The organism is Amycolatopsis sp. NPDC051061, from assembly GCF_040682935.1.
Taxonomy (GTDB): Bacteria; Actinomycetota; Actinomycetes; order Mycobacteriales; family Pseudonocardiaceae; genus Amycolatopsis.
In genome coordinates this window covers 464678-482283 of record NZ_JBFBBZ010000001.1, presented here as the reverse complement: position 1 = coordinate 482283, position 17606 = coordinate 464678, and the positions used below count along the sequence as shown (strand labels likewise).

The following is a 17606-nucleotide window of genomic DNA, read 5'->3' as shown; positions in this document are numbered from 1 at the left end:
CAGACGACATGAAAGAGTCGTTCATGTCATCGCCGAGGCGCCTGCTCCCGGACCGCGTCGCGGAACTCCGCCAGCAACCGGCCGGCGGCGGCCGCGTCGAAGTCCTTGCGCCGGGCCCGCACCGTCACCGTCGTGATCCCGCCCGTGGTCGCCGCCCCGAAAGCCACGCCTGACCGGCCGCTCGCGGCCGGGTAGAAAGCCAACGAGCGCACCGTGTCCCCCGCGGACACCACGCCGAGGTTGGACACCAGGAACGTCGAGCCGAGCCGGCTCGCCAGCAGCCGCGTGCCCAGCCGGGCGAGCCGGCTGCTGCGGGCCGGGAAGTCCGGCTCCGGCGCCTGGCTGCCGAGCACCGCGGCGACGTCCGCGCCGGGGCGCAGCCGCAGCCGGAAGAACGCGCTGTCGTGCACCGGTTCCGGCGCGGCCCCGGAGCGCCACGACGCGCCCAGCGCGGCCACCACGCGGGCGGTGCGGGCGCCGTGCGCGCGGTTCCAGCTTTCGGTGGCGCGGGCCGCGGCCGCGACGAACCCCGCGGCCCCCAAGCGCAGCCGCGGCTCGTGCCGCGCGGCGAAGACGTCTCCCGCGGCTTCCGCACGCCGGTCGGGCGTGATCCGGCCCGGGGGCGCGAAAACCGCCTCAGCGAGCCGCTGGACGGCCGAGAGGGCAAAGGGTTTGCCACCGCCGCGTTCGCCGATCCCCTTCGCCCCCGAGGAAACCGGGACGTCGAGGAGAATGCCGAGCAGCGAGAGCAGCCCCAGGCCGTCAAGGGCGCCGTGGTGCGCGGCGACGAGCAATGTGGGTTCCTCGGCGCGGACGGCGACGCGCAGGAGCGGCGCGGTCCGTTCGTAGGGCGCCGAAGCGAACCGGTCGCGAGTGGCCGGCAAGTCGGTGGTCAGCTCGATTTCGGGCACGGCACCGAGGTGCGGGTACTGCTGGACGGCGGCCGCGAGCCGGGCCCGGAGCTTCTCCGGTTCGGGTGCGGCCGCGCCGAGGTCCGCTTCGAGGAGGATGCTCCAGGAAACGGTGGGGTCGCCGTAGAGCCCGACGACGCGGTGCGCGTGGTCGGAGGCGAGCCGGGTCACCGCGTCAGCGGTTCCCGTAGAGCTTGTTCGGGTAGTCGGCGGGGTTGTACTTCACCTGCGCGTTGAGCTTTTCCTGCACCTGGGCGGAGTTGTCCGGGTCGGCACCCTTGGTGAGGGCGAACCCGGCTCCGGTCGCCAGACCGCCTCCGATGATGACGGCGGCGACCAAGCCGATGACCGTGCCCACGTGTCACTCCTTCCGCGGCGGGAAAATCCTGCCGCGGCTCAATGTACGCATCGGTAACATCAGGCACAACAGTGCGACGCACAGCGACGTGAGCGCTACTCCGTTCGCTATCGACACAGGCGTCCACGAGATCGCTTTCACCGCGGGCACACCCGGGGTCCGGTAGAGCGTCAGCCACTCACCCGACCACACCTGCGTCGCGCCGGCGAGCAACCGCGAGTCCACGTAGCCGGGTGTCCCGTGCTCGACGAGGATCCAGCCGATGCCCGCGTCGGTGAGCTCACGGGCGGACGTCGCGGCGCGGACGTCGCCGATGCGCGGGTCTTCCCCCGCGATGCGATCCGGTCCCACCTGGAGCGTGTCGTCCATCAGCACGGGTTTCGGGAGCACGCGCGGGGCCGGGTCGAGCTGCGTGCGGTCGTCGTTCCAGGCGAATCCGCGGAACGCCGAAAGCGGCAGCGTCAGCACGTCGCCCGGGCGGTCACCGAGCACTTCGGACACTGCCTGCCAGTCGGCCGGGTACTGCGCGGTGCCGAGCCGTCCCCAGCCGCCCCAGGCCAGGTCCGGCATGGTGAGCAGGGGGAAGACGGCCGCCGCCGTGACGAGCGCGATGCGGCCCCGCTCGGTTTTCAGCTTGGCCGCGGCGACCTCGATGGCCAGCGCGAAGCCCAGCGCGAGCGGCAACGCCCACCAGGCGACCCATTTCTGGGCGTCCCGCAGGAGTCCGGCGCCGGGCAGGTGCCGGGTGGCCGCGCTCAGCAGCGCGTCGCCGCCCGGCAACGTCGCCAGGGACGCCAGGAGCACGCCCGCGGCGCCGAGGCCGAACAGCGACCGGGCCGGCGCCTTGCCCCACCGCTGACCGAGCGGCCGGAGGCCCGCCACCGCGATGGCGACGACGACGAGCGTCAGCACCGGGATGAGCGGCATGGCCCGGCTGCCGGGGACCGTTTCGCCGTTCCAGATCCCGCCCAGGCCGAGCACGCTGAGCAGCGCGGGTCCCCAGCTTTCGGCGCGGGCACTGAACGCCGTGACGCCGGCCGGGTCGGAGTAGGTGCCCCCGGCGTTGAGGAACGTCGGGACCAGCCACGGCAGGTTGAGCACGATCGCGATGGCGAGCGTCTGCCCGAGGCGGCGCGAACCGGCGGCGACGGCCATGACGACGGCGGCGAGCACGCCGCCCGGTGGGGTCAGGACGGCCGGGGCGCACGCGAGCACCAGCTTCGGCAGGGCGTTCGGCTCGTGCTCGCGTGCGGCGAGTCCCGCTTGGACGATCCAGGGCAGGCAGGCGTAGGTCAGCAGCAGCGGCCAGTGCCCGATGAACAGCCGCTCCGCGACGTACGGCGTCCACGCGTACGCGGTCGCGGCGACGAGCCGCGTGCCCAGGCGCTCGGTCGGGACCACGCGGCCGGCGCCGAGGGCGGCCCCGAAGATGGCCAGCAGCAAGACGATCTTCTGGACGATGTCGCCGGGCAGCACCGTGGTCGCCAGCGCGACGGCGGCGTCGGCCGGGACGGACCGCGGCAGCGTGCTGCCGATTCCGAAGGCATCCGGCACGAAGTACTGCCGGGGCGCGAACACCATGTCGTAGGACAGGACGAACCCGCGGCCGAGCAGGGGCGCGCAAACGGCGAACGCCAGCAACGCGGACAAGGCGGGGAGCGCGAGCCGCCTGCTCGGTGCGTCCACTGCCCTTCCTTTCCGCTGTCCGCCCGGTTAGGGTCCCTGGAAATTACCCGCCGGTAATGGGGAGCCCGCCGTTGAGCGTAGACACCGAAGTGCCGGCCCGGACCGGCAACCGGGTCGCGGCGATCCTCGTCTCGCTCGCGCTCGCGGGCAACAACGCGGGCAGTTACGTGCTGAGCCTCGCGGCCGCGCGGATCCTCGCGCCGGGGGCGTTCGGGGAGCTGAGCTCGCTGCTGGCGGTGCTGGTGATCGGCGTCGTCCCGGCGATGGGCCTGCAGACGGTGGTGGCGCTGCGGGTCGCGCGCTCGCGGTCGGCTTCCCCGGGTTCGCTGTTCGCCTTGGGGCTGGTGACGAGCGGGATCGTCGCGACGGCGGCGTTGACGCTCAGCCCGTTGCTGGTGCTCCTGCTGCACCTGGGTTCGCTGACGCCCGCGCTGCTGGTGACGGCCGCGCTCGGGCCGTTGACGCTGCTGGGGTTGTTCCACGGGCTGCTGCAGGGCAGTCACCGGTTCGCGGTGCTGGCCGGGCTGATTGCCCTGGAGGGTTTGGGCAAGGTCGGCGGGTCGCTGGTCGGGTTGCTCGTTTCGCGGACCACGACGGGCGCCCTGGTGGGGACGGCGCTCGGGTCGCTGGCGGTGGTCGTGGCGGGCTGGCAGATCTGCGGCCGCCCGCGCCCCCGCTGGGCCGATCGCCACGGCGTCGAAGTACTCCATACGGCGCAAGCGATGCTGGCGCTGGTGCTGCTGGTGAACCTGGACCTGGTGCTGGCGCGGCACACGTTGCCGTCGTCTTCCGCCGGGGAATACGCGCTCGGGGCGATCGTCACGAAGATCGCTTACTGGCTGCCGCAGGCGGTGGGGGTGCTGGTGCTCCCCCGGTTCGCCGCGTCCTCCGGCCGTCGGCGGGTGCTGCCGGTGGCATTGGCGGTTTGTGCGTTCCTCGACGCCTTCGTGCTGCTGGCTTCGGTGGTGCTGGGGCCGTCGTTGCTGTCGCTGATCGGCGGGGCGAAGTACGCGGGGAGCTCGATGCCGGTGTGGCCGTTCGCCTTGGCGGGGTCGATGCTGGCGCTGGTCCAGATCTTGCTGTACGCGCGGTTGGCGGACGGCGACCGCCGGGTAGCGGTGCTGATGTGGGCGGCGGTGGGGGTGGAAGCGCTGCTGATCACGGCGTGGCTGCACGCGTCGGCGACCCAGGTGGTCACGGTGGCGGCCTGCTGCGCGGGCGGCCTGGCGGTGGCGGGATTCGTGCTCGAACTCCGCGCCCGCCGCACCCCCTGAGCAGTCTGCCGCGGCGCCGCTACCCAGCCGGCTCTGTCGGGTTCTCCTTGCGGGTGAACCAGTCCACGCACGTGGCCACCATCGCGGCCGCCGCCAGCAGCAGCGCCGCCTGGGTCACCGGGCCGTACGCCCACTCCTGGCCGTGGCCCAGGATCCGGCCCGTCACCGACACCCCCGCCGCCACGGCCATCCCGCCGAACGCCAGGTACCGCGGCGCCCGGTCCCAGAACTGCCGCGCCAGCAGGCACGCGATCAGCAGCACCACCGGCAGCATCCCGCCCAGCGCCACCAGCAGCACGATCAGCGCCACCGGCACCAGCGAACCCCCGGGGAGCACGCGGAAGGACCGCCGCCGGGCCGGCCAGAAGACCCCGACCAGCATCAGCAGCACCGCGGAAGCGCCGATCAGCAACGCCGTCCGGTACGACGAGTCCGGCGTGAACGCCAGCGTCACCACCCCGCCCGCGCCCGCCGGGACGATCCACGCCTGCTGCCAGCCGTCGACGCGGGTGCGGGCCAGCTCGCGTCCGTCCACTGTGGCCACCCAGCCCGCGTTCGCGTTCTCCGGGATCGCCAGCACCGCCTCCGCGCCCGGCGCCACCTTCACCGACCGCGACGCCGCCTCCCACTTCTCCACCTGCACCGCGCGGTGCACGACTGGAGCCGCCGAAACCGAAGGACGCAGCCACAGGTCCTGGACGACGAACGAGTCCGACCGGTCCGTCCGCAGCTCGTGCCCGCCGGACGGCAGGGAGATCCCGCCCTCCGAGTCCCGGCACATCTTCAGGTCCAGGGGCCGGTGCGCGGTGATGTCGGCCAGCGTGCCCTGCACCGACGTCCGGTAGTCGAGACCGTCGAGGTGGACGTTCGGCCCCGCCCCGCACGGCACCGTGAACGCCGGGTCCGGCCCGGGCAGCAGTCCCTCGGAACCGGAGAGCTCCAGGCTCCCGATGCCGACCGCCGCCCGGGCGGCGGGGTTGTCGTCGTCCCCGGGCAGCACGATCTGCAGCTGGTCGGTGTCCAAGGGCTCGAAGGACGCCGACCCGCCCTCGTCGAGCTCCACCGTGCGCGTTCCGGTGCGCCCCACCAGCTCCACCTGCCGGGGCGCACGCGCCCCGCTGAGGCGCGAAACCCCGATGTGCAGCCCCGAAATCCGCTTCGAGCCGGTCCAGCCCAGGGTGAGCGTCGGACGCAGGTCGGTGGCGTCGGGACGCCACGTCGTGCCCGCGTCGCCGTCCACCGCCGCGAACCCGGCCGCCGCCGGGTCGCCGGCCAGCTGCGACGTCGACGCCACCGTGACGCCCGGCAGCTGCACGGGGTTCTTGCCGCCGCCCGCGGGCAGCACCGAACCGCCGACGAGGAACGTCTGCTCGGCCGGGGTGCTGAACAGCCGCCGGATGCCGTCGGGCTCTTCGCCGTCACGAGCGGCGGACGCGTCACACCGCACCGCGTCGCCGGAAGGCAGGCAGGCGTACCGGGGCTGCGCGCCGCGCGTGAACGCGAACCCCGGCGCCGGTCCGGCGGGCAGGTCGGCCGGGACTTCCAGGGCGCGCTGCGGCTCGGTGCCGGGGATCTTCAGCTCCGCGACGCCGACGTTGCCGTCCTGCCGCCCGACCACCAGCGACAGCAGCGTGATCCGCACCTTGCGCGTGACGCCGGCCGCGACGGGATAGTTGTGCGAACCCGCGCCGCGGATCACCTGCTGGTCGACCGAGCCGTTGTCGGTGGTGATCCGGACCCGGGTCGGCGGCCAGCCGACGCGGAGGTCGTCCACCATCTGCAGGTCGACCGAGTTCACCAGCCGCGGGGTGTCGAGCTCCACCTCGAGCCACTGGCCGACCGGGCCGGTGAACGACGACGAGTGCCACGCCGTGCGCGGGTCGCCGTCGATCGCCGCGAACGGCTGGTGCCCCGGGTCGGACCCGCCGAACGCGTCGGCGAACGACGCGGCCGTCGACGCCGTCACCGCGCGGATGCCCCGGTAGGCGGCGACGGTCTGGTGCTCCTCGCCCGGGAACGGCAAGACATCACCGGCCGCACGCTGTTGGCGGAACGCCTCCCCGGCGGTCAGGGTCTGGCTGAGGTTGTCCCGCACGCCGCCGACGTTCCGCTCGGCGCGGCGCAGGCCGTCGGTCACCAGCCGCGGTCCGCCGGGCGAACCGCCGTCGCCGGTCAGCACGGTCGGCGTCGCCGGGTCGAGCTGGCCGGAGTCGATCAGCGGGAGCAGGTTCTCCGGGCCGCCGCTCACCGTCGGGACGTCCGTTGTGGACGTCGCCGTGGCCAAGGGCACCTGCTGGCGAACCTCGTAGATCTCGAGCGGCCCGAACTCCGCCGCCTTGCCGATGCCGGGCGAGCCGGCCAGCCCCGCACGCAGCGTCGCGATGGGCGGCGCCGTGTTCCGTTCCCGGTCGATGTCGTTGCGCAGCACCAGGAACCGGTACCCGGACCGCGCGAGCAACGCGGCGAGCCCGCGGTCGCCGCGGCCGTCGGCGAGCGCCGCGTCGACCGAGTCCATCAGCCGGGTGTTTCCTTCGGACCCCAGCGGTACCTGGTTGCGGACCGCCCACGGGCTCTTCGCGATGGCCTGCGCGGGTTCGTCGACCGTGCGGCCCCAGTCGTACTCGCCGAATCCGGTGGCCGGCAGCAGCAGCGTCCGGGCGTTCGGGTCGGCTTTGGCGACGTAGCCCATCGCGTCGTACCAGTAGGCGGGAACGTCGTCCCAGCCCGGCCCGGAGCGCAGGTTCAGCAGCCACGCGGGTGCGGCCATCACCAGGACCAGCAAGAGCCCCAGCGCCGGCCGCAGGAAGCGCCGCGCGGACTTCACCCGAGCCGGGCTCGAGATGCCGTGCACGAACGCCAGCATCAGCGGCAGCCGCAGCACCGGCTCGAACTTGTGCACGTTGCGCAGCGGGGCGAGCGGCCCGTCGAGCAGGTGCCGGACCTGCTCGGCCAGCGGGCTGTCGAGCGTGCCGACGTAGCCGATGGTCAGCAGCGTGAGGCCGGTGAGGACGCCCAGCACCAGGAACCGGCGTTCGGGCAGGCCGCGCCGGGTCAGCCCGAGCAGGCCGACGCCGGCGACGAGCCCGGTCGCCAGCATCAGCACCGGGTTGTCGATCAGCGACCAGCCACCCGGCCACCACGGCGTGCCCTGCACGACGTAGGCGACCCACTGGTTGGTCCCGCGCAGCACCTCGAACAGCGACATGGGCGCGGTCGTGTTCGTCGCGGACTCGATGTAGTCCAGGAACGGCAGGCTGTACTCGCCGAGCAGCAACAGCGGCAGGATCCACCACAGCGTCGCGCCGACGACGAAGACGAACCACCACAGCACCAGTTCGACGTGGTGACGCGTCCACTTGCGCGTCAGCAGCCACAGTCCGGGCAGGACGAGCGCCATCACGACCATCGCGCCGTTGACCCCGCCCATGCACAGCACGGCGAGGGCGGACAGCCCGGCAGCGCGCCGCGGCGAGCCGATCGTCCCGGCCCGGACCAGCGGCACCAGCACCCACGGCAGCAGCACCGCGGGCAGCATTTCCGCGGACAGACCGCCGATTTCGGTCAGCATGCGCGGTGCGAGCGCGTACCCGAGCGCGCCGATCAGCCGCGTGCGTTCGGTGCCGAGCTTCATCGCCCGCGCCAGCAGCAGGGCGCCGCCGAACGCGGCCGAGAGCAGGACCGCGCCCCACAGCCGCTGCGCGATCCACGCCGGCAGGCCGACGGCCTGGCACAGCGCGAAGAACGGGCCCATCGGGAAGAGGTAGCCGTAGGCCTGGTTCTGCAGCTCCCCCGCCGTGGCTTGCGGGTTCCACAGGTGCAGCGCGCGGCCGAGGAAGGCGAGCGGGTCGACGGCGAGGTCGAGCTTCGTGTCGAACGTCGTCTTCCCCGGCATCTGCAGGAACGACAACGTGGTCAGCGCCAGCACGATCCACGTGCTCGGCCGGCGGAAGAACGCGCCCACCGAGAACTTCCGGGCACCGCCGGAGGGCGGGGCGTCGTCCCGGGACCGTTCGCGGGTGGCGGTTACCATCCGGTAGATACTAGGCCGAAACCTGGCTACCATGTGCCGACAGTTTTAGTGAAGGCAGAGTTCCCGGTCCCCGAAACTCCTGGGCAGGTGCGCCATTCCGGACGAACTGGTGGCGGACGGCTTCGCCGACGCCTGGACCCTGGCCGAGCCGGTCAAGGGCTGGATGACGCGCGCGCAGGGCGAGGCGCTGTGGCAGGCCGCGCGGCGCCTCGAAAAGGGCGACGTCATCCTGGAAATCGGCAGCCACCAGGGCCGATCCACGATCGTCCTCGGCGCGGCCGCCCGCACGGTCGGCGCCACGGTGATCGCCGTCGACCCCTTCGTGGACGGCCGGCTGTTCGGCGGATCGCCGACGCGGCAGCTGTTCGAGCGCAACATCCGCCAGGCCGGGCTGGACGACGTCGTCGAGCTCGTCGCCGGTTACAGCACGGAACTGCGGCCTGACTGGGACCGGCCCATACAGCTGCTTTACATCGACGGCAAGCACGACTACTGGACCTACACCGACGACCTGCGCTGGTCGGCGCACCTGCCGCCGGGCGCGGAAATCCTGGTCCACGACTGCTTTTCTTCGATCGGCGTCACGCTGGGCACGATCGCGAAGGTCCTCTTCGGACGTCGGTACACCTATGTGGACCGGGCGACGTCGCTGGCGCGGTTCAAGCTGAAGCCACCGTCCACGGCGGACCGCGCGCGCGTGCTGGCGCAGCTGCCGTGGTTCCTGCGCAACGTCGGGATCAAGGTGCTGCTGCGCCTGCGCTTGCGGCCGGTGGCCCGGATCTTCGGCCACGACAGCCCGTACGACCCCTACTGAGTCACCGGTTTCCCGATCTCGACCTTCGCGACGCACACCGGCGCGCCCGGGCTCGACAGCTGGATTCCGATGTGGTCGAAGAGGCCGTCCACCGGCAGGTAGAGCGAATGCAGCCCGGCCTGGAACCACACCGGCGTCCGCTCCACCAGGCCCTCGCCGCCGTCGGAAGTGAAGTAGTCGATCTTCAGCAGGTGCCGGCCCAGCACCGGCGCGTCGAGCGGGACGCGCACCTGGGTCTCGCCGACCGGGTACCCGCAGTTCGGCACCGGCCCCTGGACGCCGTGGGACTCCGCGGCCACCCCGGTGATCAGGTGGGGCGTGCCGGTGGCGTCGAGCAGGTGCATCCGGTTCGTCGGCTGGTCGAAGTGCGTGCCGGGCACCAGGCCGGCCACCCGGGACGCCTGCGAGTCCGCGCCGAACCACTCGTGGACCACATCGGACGGGACGAACGTGTCGTAGAAGACCAGATCGGGGTCCTCGGCGACGGCCGCCCGGACGTTTCCGAGGTACTGCGCGGAATGGTCGAACCGCAGCGCCGGGGCGAGCCGCGAAAACCCCACCGCGGAGCTGACGAGCAAAAGCACGCACACGGCTAGCGCGATCGGCCGTTCACGCTTTCCGCCGGACGGCGCAATTTCGCCCGGTGGCAGAAACGCGAACGCTCCACAAAGGGCAGCCACGAACGCCAGCTCCGCGAGGTAGCGCGGATCGTCGCCGGCGGCCGGGCCGACTTCGCGCAGCCGCGTCAACGCCAGCAGCCCGACGTCGATGGCGAGCAGCAACCCGAGCAGCGCCCACGCCCGCCAGGCCCGGCGCCCGCCCACGCGCACGCCGGCGAACAGCAGCGCCAGCGCCGCGGCGAACAGCAGGACCACGACCGTGAACGGCGTCGGCGCCCAGGTCGCGCCCGGGCCGGGGCCGGACCACGGCCCGCCGGCCAGCCCGGGCAGGAAGGTGTCGCCGAGCATCCGGCCGGTCAGGTCGGCGACGGTCCCGGCGGTCATCGGCGGGCCGCCGGGCGTCACCTGGCTCGACGTCAGCGAGAGGTAGCCCACGACGAACACGACGAGCAGCGCCGAGTGCCCCGCCCAGTAGCGCCACCGCTCCCGGAAGGACTGTCCGAGCAGGACGGTGACCCCGGCCAGCAGCAGCGGGATCACGGCGGCCTTCTCGTAGAACGCGAGGCCGAAGAGCGTCCACGCGAACGTGCCGATCCACCACCGGCCCCCGTCGCGCAGGTAGCGGACGTGCCAGTACAACGCCCCGACGGCCGCGAGCACCACCGGGACGATCTGGATGCCGTACGCCCACCACAGCGTCGGGACCAGCAGCAGCGTCGAGGCCGTGAACACGGTGAACGGCACCAGGATCGACCACCGGCGCCCGAAGCAGCGCACCAGCAGACACCAGAACAGCACCGTCGCGACGGCCCGCATCAGCAGCAGCGGCAGCACGAGCAGCGGGAAGTTCAGCGGCGCCCACCACGTCAGCACCGCCACGACGAAGAACCCGCCGGGCGTCAGGTGCCCGTGGTAGTCCTGGAAGAGGAACCCGAGGTCGAACGGCCCGGCCACGGCGGCCCGGTAGGTCATGACGAAGTCGTCCTGCGCGAGGTTCCCGTGCAGCGCCGCCCAGGCGTGGAACGCGAACGGCACCACGCCGGCGACGAACGCCGCCAGGACCAGGGTGGTCGGTCTTCGGGTCACCCGTGGGGCGGGCGTTTCGGTCTCCACCAACACGGGGGTCCTCACTTCTTGCAGGCCGGCGGCTGGCACATGAGCGTGCTCAACGCCTGGTAGAAGACGTCGGAGATCTTGCGCGGGTCCGGCGTGGTGAACGACTCGCCGCCGGTGGCGGCCGAAACCTGCTTCAGCTCGCCCGCGTCGATGTCGGGGCCGATGCCGATCCCGATCACCGGCAACGGTTTGCGCGGGTCCTGCAGCCGGCCCAGCTCCGCGAGCAGGCCGGGCAGCCCGACGGAGTCGCTGTCCTCGTTGCGGCCGTCGGTCATCACGACGACCACGTTGATCCGGCCGAGCTGCCAGTTCTGGCGGGCGTTCTGGTACGCGGCGAGGATCGAGTCGTACAGCCCGGTCGCGCCGCCGGGCTTGGGCTTGACCGCCTGCAGCGTCGCCACCCCGCCCCCGGCGAGCTGCTCCGAAATGGACCGCATCGGCAGCAGTTCCTTGTAGTCCTTGGCGCCGTCGAGCTTGGTCGAGAACAGCCACAGGCCGATTTGCGTCGTCGGCTTGAACAGCCCGAGGCCCTGCGTCGCGGCTTCGAGGGTGAGCGCCATCCGGCTCCGGCCGGTGCCGGGGACAGTGGCGGCCATCGAGCCGGACACGTCGAGCAGGACTTGGACGCGGGCGCTGAGGTTCGCCCCGGCCCACGCCTGCAGCACGCCGTACATCGCGTCGGGCGCGGGCGGCCCGGCCGGGCGCGGCGCGGCGTCCGTGCGGGTGTCGCGCGGCCGGTCGCCGAGCAGCTGCCCGGCCGGCGTCCGGAACCCGGCGTCGGCGAACGTCTTCGTCGCGGTCTGGTCGAGCAGCAGCCGCAGGAACCGCTCGGCCGCCGACCGCGAAGCCTCCGACGCGCGCGGCAGCACGACGTACGGGTAGTCGAAGCTCGGCACGCCCGCCGCCGGGTACGCGGCGACGAGCTTGCGCGCCAGCACGGACTGCTCCGACGCCGGCGACGCGGTGAACGGCTCCTTCACCGCCGACAGCTTGCGGATCTCCTCGGTGAACGCCGCGGCGGGGTCGGGCGCGTCCTTCGTCAGCTGCCGCAGGCCGATCAGCGCGGCGATCCCGGCCGGGTCGCGGCCCGGGTCGGGCAGCCCGACCGGGCTTCCCGCGAGGACGTCCGACCAGGACGGTGACTTCCCGGGCCAGCCGGCCTGCTTCGCGACGTCGTCGGTCAGCGCCAGGACGACCGGCGAGCTCGCCACCGACTGCCCGGATTCGGGCAGGTTCCACGCACCGCCGTCGCGGGCCTGCAGCAGCCAGGTGCTCGACTCCGGCACCCAGACGTCGGGGCCGTTGGCGCCGTTGGCTTCCAGCGCCGCCGCGGTGGCCGTCGACGCGGACGCCGTGACCTCGACGGTGTAGCAGTCCGGCCCCGGTACCGTCCGGGCCAGCGCGGTGAGCACCGGCGCGACGTCCGGCGCCGCGGTGATCGTGACCGGCGTCGTGGTGTCGCAGCCTCCCGCGGCGAGGCGGTCGCGCAGGTAGTCGACGCCGAACCAGGCGAGCAGGGCGACCACGAGCAGCACGCTCAGGACGACGACCCGCGCGTCGATGCGCCGGGTCCGCGCCGGGTGTGCCGCCATGCACGTCCCTTCCCTCGTGAAGTCCTGGCAGCTTGCCAGCCGGGCGAGCGGGAAGCCAGTGAACCTTATTCAGCCGTCGGCCGGCGCGAAGGTCACCTCAGGTAGCCTGCCTACGGTCCGTAGCACCGACCTAACCAGAATCAAGGTTCAGTCCCGATAGCGGAAAGTCACCATCGCCGGGTGATCCCGTGGTGAAGGAATTGCGCGGGGCGGCCGTTTTGGTGACGGACGGAAACTGCGTAACATTTTCGCTTGACGCCCGTCCCACACGGGTAACAGCACGATGGCGGATCGCGGAGACGATTTCGCCGTCCCCGAAACGGCGAACGGCACCGAACGGAGACGCAACCCGTGCGCACGATGTACGACGCGGTCACGGCCGCGAACATCCCCGCCGGCGCGGAGATGGTCGCGGGATACATCGACAAGATCAAACTGGAACCCTGGTCGGCCGCCGATTGGGCGCGCTTCCCCACCGCGGTCAAGGTCACCATCGTCAAGAAAGCGAGCACGAACGACGGCCACGTCCTGGACGTCGAACCCGGCGACGCCACGCCGGGCGAAGCGCCGGAGTGGGTCCGGCTGCGCCGCGCGGCCGGCGCGGACCCGACGATCTACTGCAACCTCTCGACCTGGCCCTCGGTGCGATCGGCGTTCTCGTCGGCCGGCGTCGCGGAGCCGCACTACTGGATCGCCCACTACAACGGCGATCCCGCCATCCCGGACGGTGCGGTCGCCAAGCAGTACCGCGGGGACGTCGCCCCGGGCTACGACGTCTCGTCCGTCGCCGACTACTGGCCCGGAGTGGACGGAAACGGATCCGCCTCGACTGGAGTGGAGATCATGGAGCGCATCACCGTCACCCCGCCGAACGCCAACCAGAACACGGTGCGGGTGTTCCTGTCCGGCAGCCCCGGCGCGGCGGTCGTCATCCGCCCACGGCTCGGCGGTGACGGCTTCTCGAAGCCGATGTGGGTCGGCGACATCTTCGCCTGGGGCAACGACCACCAGGGCGTCGGCCACAACCCGACGCAGGTCGTCGGCTACAACAACAAGCTGACGTCCCACCGGCGCTACGACCTGCCGGGCGCGGTGTGGGCCGACATCAACTACAGCGCGGCCGACCCGTTCGAGCTCGACATCGTCGGGTAGCGCGGGGTCCGGGGCTCCTTCCGCGTGTCGGCGGCCCCGGACCCTCTCCCGCGCTGGCAGGATCGCGGCATGGAACACGTGCTCGGCATCGGTGGGTACTTCATCCGCGCCGCGGACCCGGCGGCCCTGGGTGCCTGGTACCGCGACTGCCTCGGCCTCGGCGCCGACGAGCACGGCCTGTGGCAGCAGGAACCCGGGCCCACGGTGTTCGCGCCGTTCGACGCCGGGACCGACTACTTCGGAGCCCGCTCGCAGCAGACCATGCTCAACTTCCGGGTCCGCGACCTCGACGCCATGCTCGCCCAGCTGCGCGAGAAGGGTGCCGAGGTGGCCGAGGAGACCCAGGACATGGACGGCGTGGGGCGATTCGGCTGGGTCACCGACCCGGAAGGCAACCGCGTCGAGCTGTGGCAGCCCGCCTGACCCGGACCCGAAGCGCCCCAATGTGGCCTTGGTTGCGTTCAACGCACCCAAGGGGCCCTTCGGTGCGTTGAACGCACCGAAGGCCACCTTGGGACGCTCGGGCTGAGCCGCACTCACGCGGGCGGCAAGGCGCGGCAGAGCGCGTCCACCGCCGCCGGGTAGGCGTGCTCCGGCGGGGTCGCGTACCCGACCACCAATCCGTCCATTGTGGACATCGTGCTGTCCGGGTGCCGGAACGCGGCCAGGCCGTCCAGCGCGAGTCCCTGCCACGCCGCGGCCTTCACCGCCGGCTGCTCGGTGCCGGGCGGCAGCCGCAGCACCGCGTGCAGACCCGCGGCGATGCCCGTCGGCACCACGTGGGGGGCCCGCGAAGCCAGCGCCTGGACGAGGAGGTCACGGCGGCGCCGGTACCGCTGACGCATGCGGCGGATGTGCTTGTCGTACGCCCCGGACGCCAGGAACTCCGCCAGCGTCAGCTGGTCGAGCACCCCCGCCCACGCCTCACGCTCGCCCTTCACCGCCAGCACGGCGTCGACGAGGTGGGCCGGCAGCACCAGCCAGCCGAGCCGCAGCGCGGGTGACAGGCTCTTGCTGACCGAGCCGGCGTAGACGACGTGCTCGGGGTCGAGGCCCTGGACCGCGCCGACCGGCTTGCGGTCGTAGCGGAACTCGCCGTCGTAGTCGTCCTCGATGAGCAGGCCGCCGGTCGCGCGGACGTGGTCGACCACCGCGGTGCGGCGGTCGTGGTGCAGCGGGCCGCCGGTCGGGAACTGGTGCGCGGGCGTCAGCAGGACCGCCGGCACGTCCAGCTCCGCCACGCGGGCGCCTTTTTCGTCCAGGGCCAGCGGAATCGTCTCGACGCTGGCCGCGGCGAAGATCGAGCGGTGGAACGCGAGCCCGTACGCCTCGACGGCGAGCGGTCCGCGCAGCACCGCCGGGAACAGCAGCCGCAGCGCGTGCGCGAACCCCGAGCACACGACGATCCGCTCCGGCGACGTCCGCACGCCGCGGGCCCGCGCGAGGTAGCGCGCCAGTGCCTCCCGCAGCTCCCGCCGGCCGCGCGGGTCGCCGGGACCGAAAGCGTCGTGCGGAGCGACGGACAACGCGCGGCGCGCGGCGGCGAGCCATTCGGTGCGCGGGAACGACGTCGCGTCCGGCTGACCCTGCCGCAGGTTGTACCGCGGTGCCGGCACGCCCGGCGCTTTCTTCGGCGTCCGGGCGGCCGGGAGCGGTTCGACCCGCGAGGCGACGCGGGTGCCGGAACCCTGGACCGCAGTCAGCCAGCCTTCGGCGACCAGCTCGGCGTAGGCGTCGGCGACGGTGTTGCGCGCCAGCCCGAGGTCCGCGGCCAGCGACCGGTACGGCGGGAGCCGGGTGCCCGGGGCGAGCCGCCCGGTGCGGACGGCGTCGCGCAGCGCGGTGATGAGCGCGGCCCGCCTGCCGCCGGCGCCCGTCAGCTCCAGGTGGAGGTCGACTCCGGAATTGACCCACAAATCTGCCACGGAAATGCACCCTACATGGGGGTCAACCGCGCCCTAGATTTCTGGTCATGACGAACTCCCGCCTGAACTTCGCCAAGTCCGCTCCGAAGGCCTTCAGGGCCCTGATCGGCTTCGACGCCGCCGCCCGCGCCGGCCTGGACCCCACGCTGGTCGAGCTGGTCCAGATCCGCGCGTCGCAGCTCAACCGCTGCGCCTACTGCCTCCACATGCACACCTCGGACGCCCGCAAGGCCGGCGAGAGCGAGGAGCGGCTGCACATGGTCGCGGTGTGGCACGAAGCCGGTCACTTCTTCAGTGAGAAGGAGCAGGCCGCGCTGGCCCTGACCGAAGCCGTCACGCTGATCCCCGGCGGCGTCCCCGACGACGTCTACGCCCGGGCAGCCGGCCAGTTCGGCGGGGAAGAACTGGCCCAGCTGCTCGCGCTGATCTTCACTATCAACACGTGGAACCGCATCGCCATCACCACGGCGAAGGTGCCCGGCACGGACGAGCGGGTGACCCGGTGACGGTCCCGGCCCAGCGCCCCAATGTGGCCTTGGTTGCGTTCAACGCACCCAAGGGGCCCTTCGGTGCGTTCAACGCACCGAAGGCCACATTGGGGCGCTGGGGTCAGTCCGCGACGGCGGCCAACTCCGGCTCGACGACCGGAACCTCGGCCTCGCGCTTTCGGGCCATCAGGCCGCTGATCGCGATCAGCAACCCCAGCACCGCGATCCCGGTGACCACGCTCAACGCCGGCGTCAAGCCGGTGAGCAGCGCCGCGGGCGAAGCTTCACCGCCGCCGTTGGCGGTCAGGACCGCCGTCACCACCGCGAGGCCGATCGCGCCGCCCACCTGCAACGACGTGTTCAGCAGGCCGCCCGCCAGCCCCTGCTCGCTGTCCGGGATCCCGGCCGTGGCCTGGATGTTCAGCGAGGAGAACGCCAGCGTGAAGCCGATGCCGAGCAGGATCATGCTGGGCAGCACGAAACCCGCGTACCCCGAGTGCTCGTCCACCCGCAGGAACAGCGCGTAACCCAGCACGTGCGCGACGACGCCCGCGAAGATCGTGCGCGGGGTGCCGACGCGGTCGATCAGCGGCTCGATGCGCGGCGAGCCGAACGCCACGATCAGCGCCGCCGGCAGGAAGCCGAGCGCCGTCTGCAGCGCCGACCAGCCGAGCACCCGCTGCAGGTACAGCATCACGACGAACTGGAACCCGATGTACGCGCCGAAGAACAGCGCGCCGCCGAGGTTCGCGCGAGCGAGCGGCCCGGCGCGAAGGATCCCCAGGCGCAGCAGGGGGTGGGGGCTGCGTTTCTCGATGACCACGAACGTCACCAGCAGGGCGAGCGCGACGACGAACGTGATCAGCGTGCGCGGTGCGGCCCAGCCGATCTCGGGCGCCTCGACGACGCCGAACACCAGCAGCAGCGAGCCGGCCGCGCCGGTGATGGCGCCCGGGAAGTCGTAGCCGCGGCCCTCTTCCCGCCGGTAGGTCGGGATCAGCTTCCACGCCGCGATGAACGCGACCAGGGCGATCGGCGCGGGCAGCAGGAACGTCCAGCGCCAGCCGACCTCGGTCAGCAGGCCGGAGAACACGAGCCCGGCGGAGTACCCGCTCGCGCCGAACACGGCGAAGATGCTGATCGCCTTGTTGCGGGCCGGGCCTTCCTGGAACGTCGTGGTGATGATGGACAGCGCGGCCGGGGCGGTGAACGCCGCCGCCAGGCCCTTGATGAAGCGGCTCGCGATCAGCAGCGCGCCGTCGTCGACGAGGCCGCCGAGCAGCGAAGCCAGCGCGAACACGGCGACGGCCACGAGGAACACGCGGCGGCGGCCGAGCAGGTCGGCGGTGCGCCCGCCGAGCAGCAGCAGCCCGCCGTACCCCAGGACGTAGCCGCTGACGACCCATTGCAGCGCGTTGGTGGACAAGCCGAGGTCGGCCTGGATGGCGGGGAGCGCGACCCCGACCATCGACACGTCGAGCGCGTCGAGACCGATGACGATCGAAACGGTGAGCAGGACACCCCAGAGACGTGCGTCCCACCGGGTCGAGGTGGTGGACAAGGACACGGAAGAACTCATGTCGGCGACAGTACATGCACACGCATCTAATGTCGATGCATTTAATGCGTTTGCATCTGAT

The 17606-nt window shown here is 72.3% G+C and carries 13 protein-coding genes; 5 read left to right on the top strand and 8 right to left on the bottom strand.

Annotation, left to right across the window (positions count from 1 at the left end; genetic code table 11):
* Positions 1-26 precede the first annotated feature (26 nt).
* The 3 genes from AB0N03_RS02345 to AB0N03_RS02335 are packed head-to-tail and all read right to left on the bottom strand — an operon-like array spanning position 27 to position 2955.
* Positions 27-1082 (bottom strand): hypothetical protein, encoded by a 1056-nt coding sequence (locus AB0N03_RS02345; RefSeq protein WP_364364047.1) that lies wholly within the window; start codon positions 1080-1082, stop codon positions 27-29.
* Positions 1083-1086: 4 nt separating this feature from the next.
* Positions 1087-1269, bottom strand: coding sequence for a hypothetical protein (locus AB0N03_RS02340; protein WP_364364044.1), 183 nt, complete (start codon positions 1267-1269; stop codon positions 1087-1089).
* A gap of 3 nt (positions 1270-1272) precedes the next feature.
* On the bottom strand, positions 1273-2955 hold the full coding sequence (locus AB0N03_RS02335) for a hypothetical protein (protein WP_364364041.1): 1683 nt from the start codon (positions 2953-2955) through the stop codon (positions 1273-1275).
* 71 nt (positions 2956-3026) lie between these two features.
* Here AB0N03_RS02335 and AB0N03_RS02330 point away from each other — a divergent pair, with 71 nt between their 5' ends.
* Complete coding sequence (locus AB0N03_RS02330; protein ID WP_364364038.1) at positions 3027-4229, top strand: polysaccharide biosynthesis protein; 1203 nt, start codon at positions 3027-3029, stop codon at positions 4227-4229.
* A 19-nt stretch (positions 4230-4248) separates the two neighbouring features.
* Here the strand turns inward: AB0N03_RS02330 and AB0N03_RS02325 are convergent, their stop codons facing one another.
* The gene (locus AB0N03_RS02325) at positions 4249-8259 is read right to left on the bottom strand and encodes an alpha-(1->3)-arabinofuranosyltransferase (RefSeq protein WP_364364035.1); all 4011 of its coding nucleotides are present in this window, start codon (positions 8257-8259) and stop codon (positions 4249-4251) included.
* A 109-nt stretch (positions 8260-8368) separates the two neighbouring features.
* Between AB0N03_RS02325 and AB0N03_RS02320 the strand changes: the two genes are divergently transcribed.
* On the top strand, positions 8369-9073 hold the full coding sequence (locus AB0N03_RS02320) for a class I SAM-dependent methyltransferase (protein WP_364364032.1): 705 nt from the start codon (positions 8369-8371) through the stop codon (positions 9071-9073).
* Here AB0N03_RS02320 and AB0N03_RS02315 read toward each other — a convergent pair.
* Both AB0N03_RS02315 and AB0N03_RS02310 read right to left on the bottom strand, forming a co-directional pair.
* Entirely contained in the window at positions 9067-10809 is a 1743-nt protein-coding gene (locus AB0N03_RS02315) for a hypothetical protein (protein ID WP_364364030.1), read from the bottom strand. The two genes, AB0N03_RS02320 and AB0N03_RS02315, sit on opposite strands and share 7 nt — an antisense overlap.
* A gap of 11 nt (positions 10810-10820) precedes the next feature.
* Positions 10821-12401, bottom strand: coding sequence for a substrate-binding domain-containing protein (locus AB0N03_RS02310; protein WP_364364027.1), 1581 nt, complete (start codon positions 12399-12401; stop codon positions 10821-10823).
* A gap of 351 nt (positions 12402-12752) precedes the next feature.
* Between AB0N03_RS02310 and AB0N03_RS02305 the strand changes: the two genes are divergently transcribed.
* Together AB0N03_RS02305 and AB0N03_RS02300 are read left to right on the top strand one after the other, a co-directional pair.
* On the top strand, positions 12753-13553 hold the full coding sequence (locus AB0N03_RS02305) for a hypothetical protein (RefSeq protein ID WP_364364024.1): 801 nt from the start codon (positions 12753-12755) through the stop codon (positions 13551-13553).
* Positions 13554-13622: 69 nt separating this feature from the next.
* Positions 13623-13976, top strand: coding sequence for a VOC family protein (locus AB0N03_RS02300; RefSeq protein WP_364364022.1), 354 nt, complete (start codon positions 13623-13625; stop codon positions 13974-13976).
* A 113-nt stretch (positions 13977-14089) separates the two neighbouring features.
* Here AB0N03_RS02300 and AB0N03_RS02295 read toward each other — a convergent pair whose 3' ends face one another.
* Positions 14090-15478 (bottom strand): PLP-dependent aminotransferase family protein, encoded by a 1389-nt coding sequence (locus tag AB0N03_RS02295; protein WP_364364019.1) that lies wholly within the window; start codon positions 15476-15478, stop codon positions 14090-14092.
* Positions 15479-15525: 47 nt separating this feature from the next.
* Between AB0N03_RS02295 and AB0N03_RS02290 the strand changes: the two genes are divergently transcribed.
* Positions 15526-15984: a carboxymuconolactone decarboxylase family protein gene (locus AB0N03_RS02290; RefSeq protein WP_364364016.1), complete on the top strand. Its 459-nt coding sequence runs from the start codon at positions 15526-15528 to the stop codon at positions 15982-15984.
* A 103-nt stretch (positions 15985-16087) separates the two neighbouring features.
* On the opposite strand, the gene AB0N03_RS02285 is transcribed toward AB0N03_RS02290, so the two are convergent.
* Entirely contained in the window at positions 16088-17545 is a 1458-nt protein-coding gene (locus AB0N03_RS02285; RefSeq protein WP_364364013.1) for an MFS transporter, read from the bottom strand.
* Positions 17546-17606: the final 61 nt, after the last annotated feature.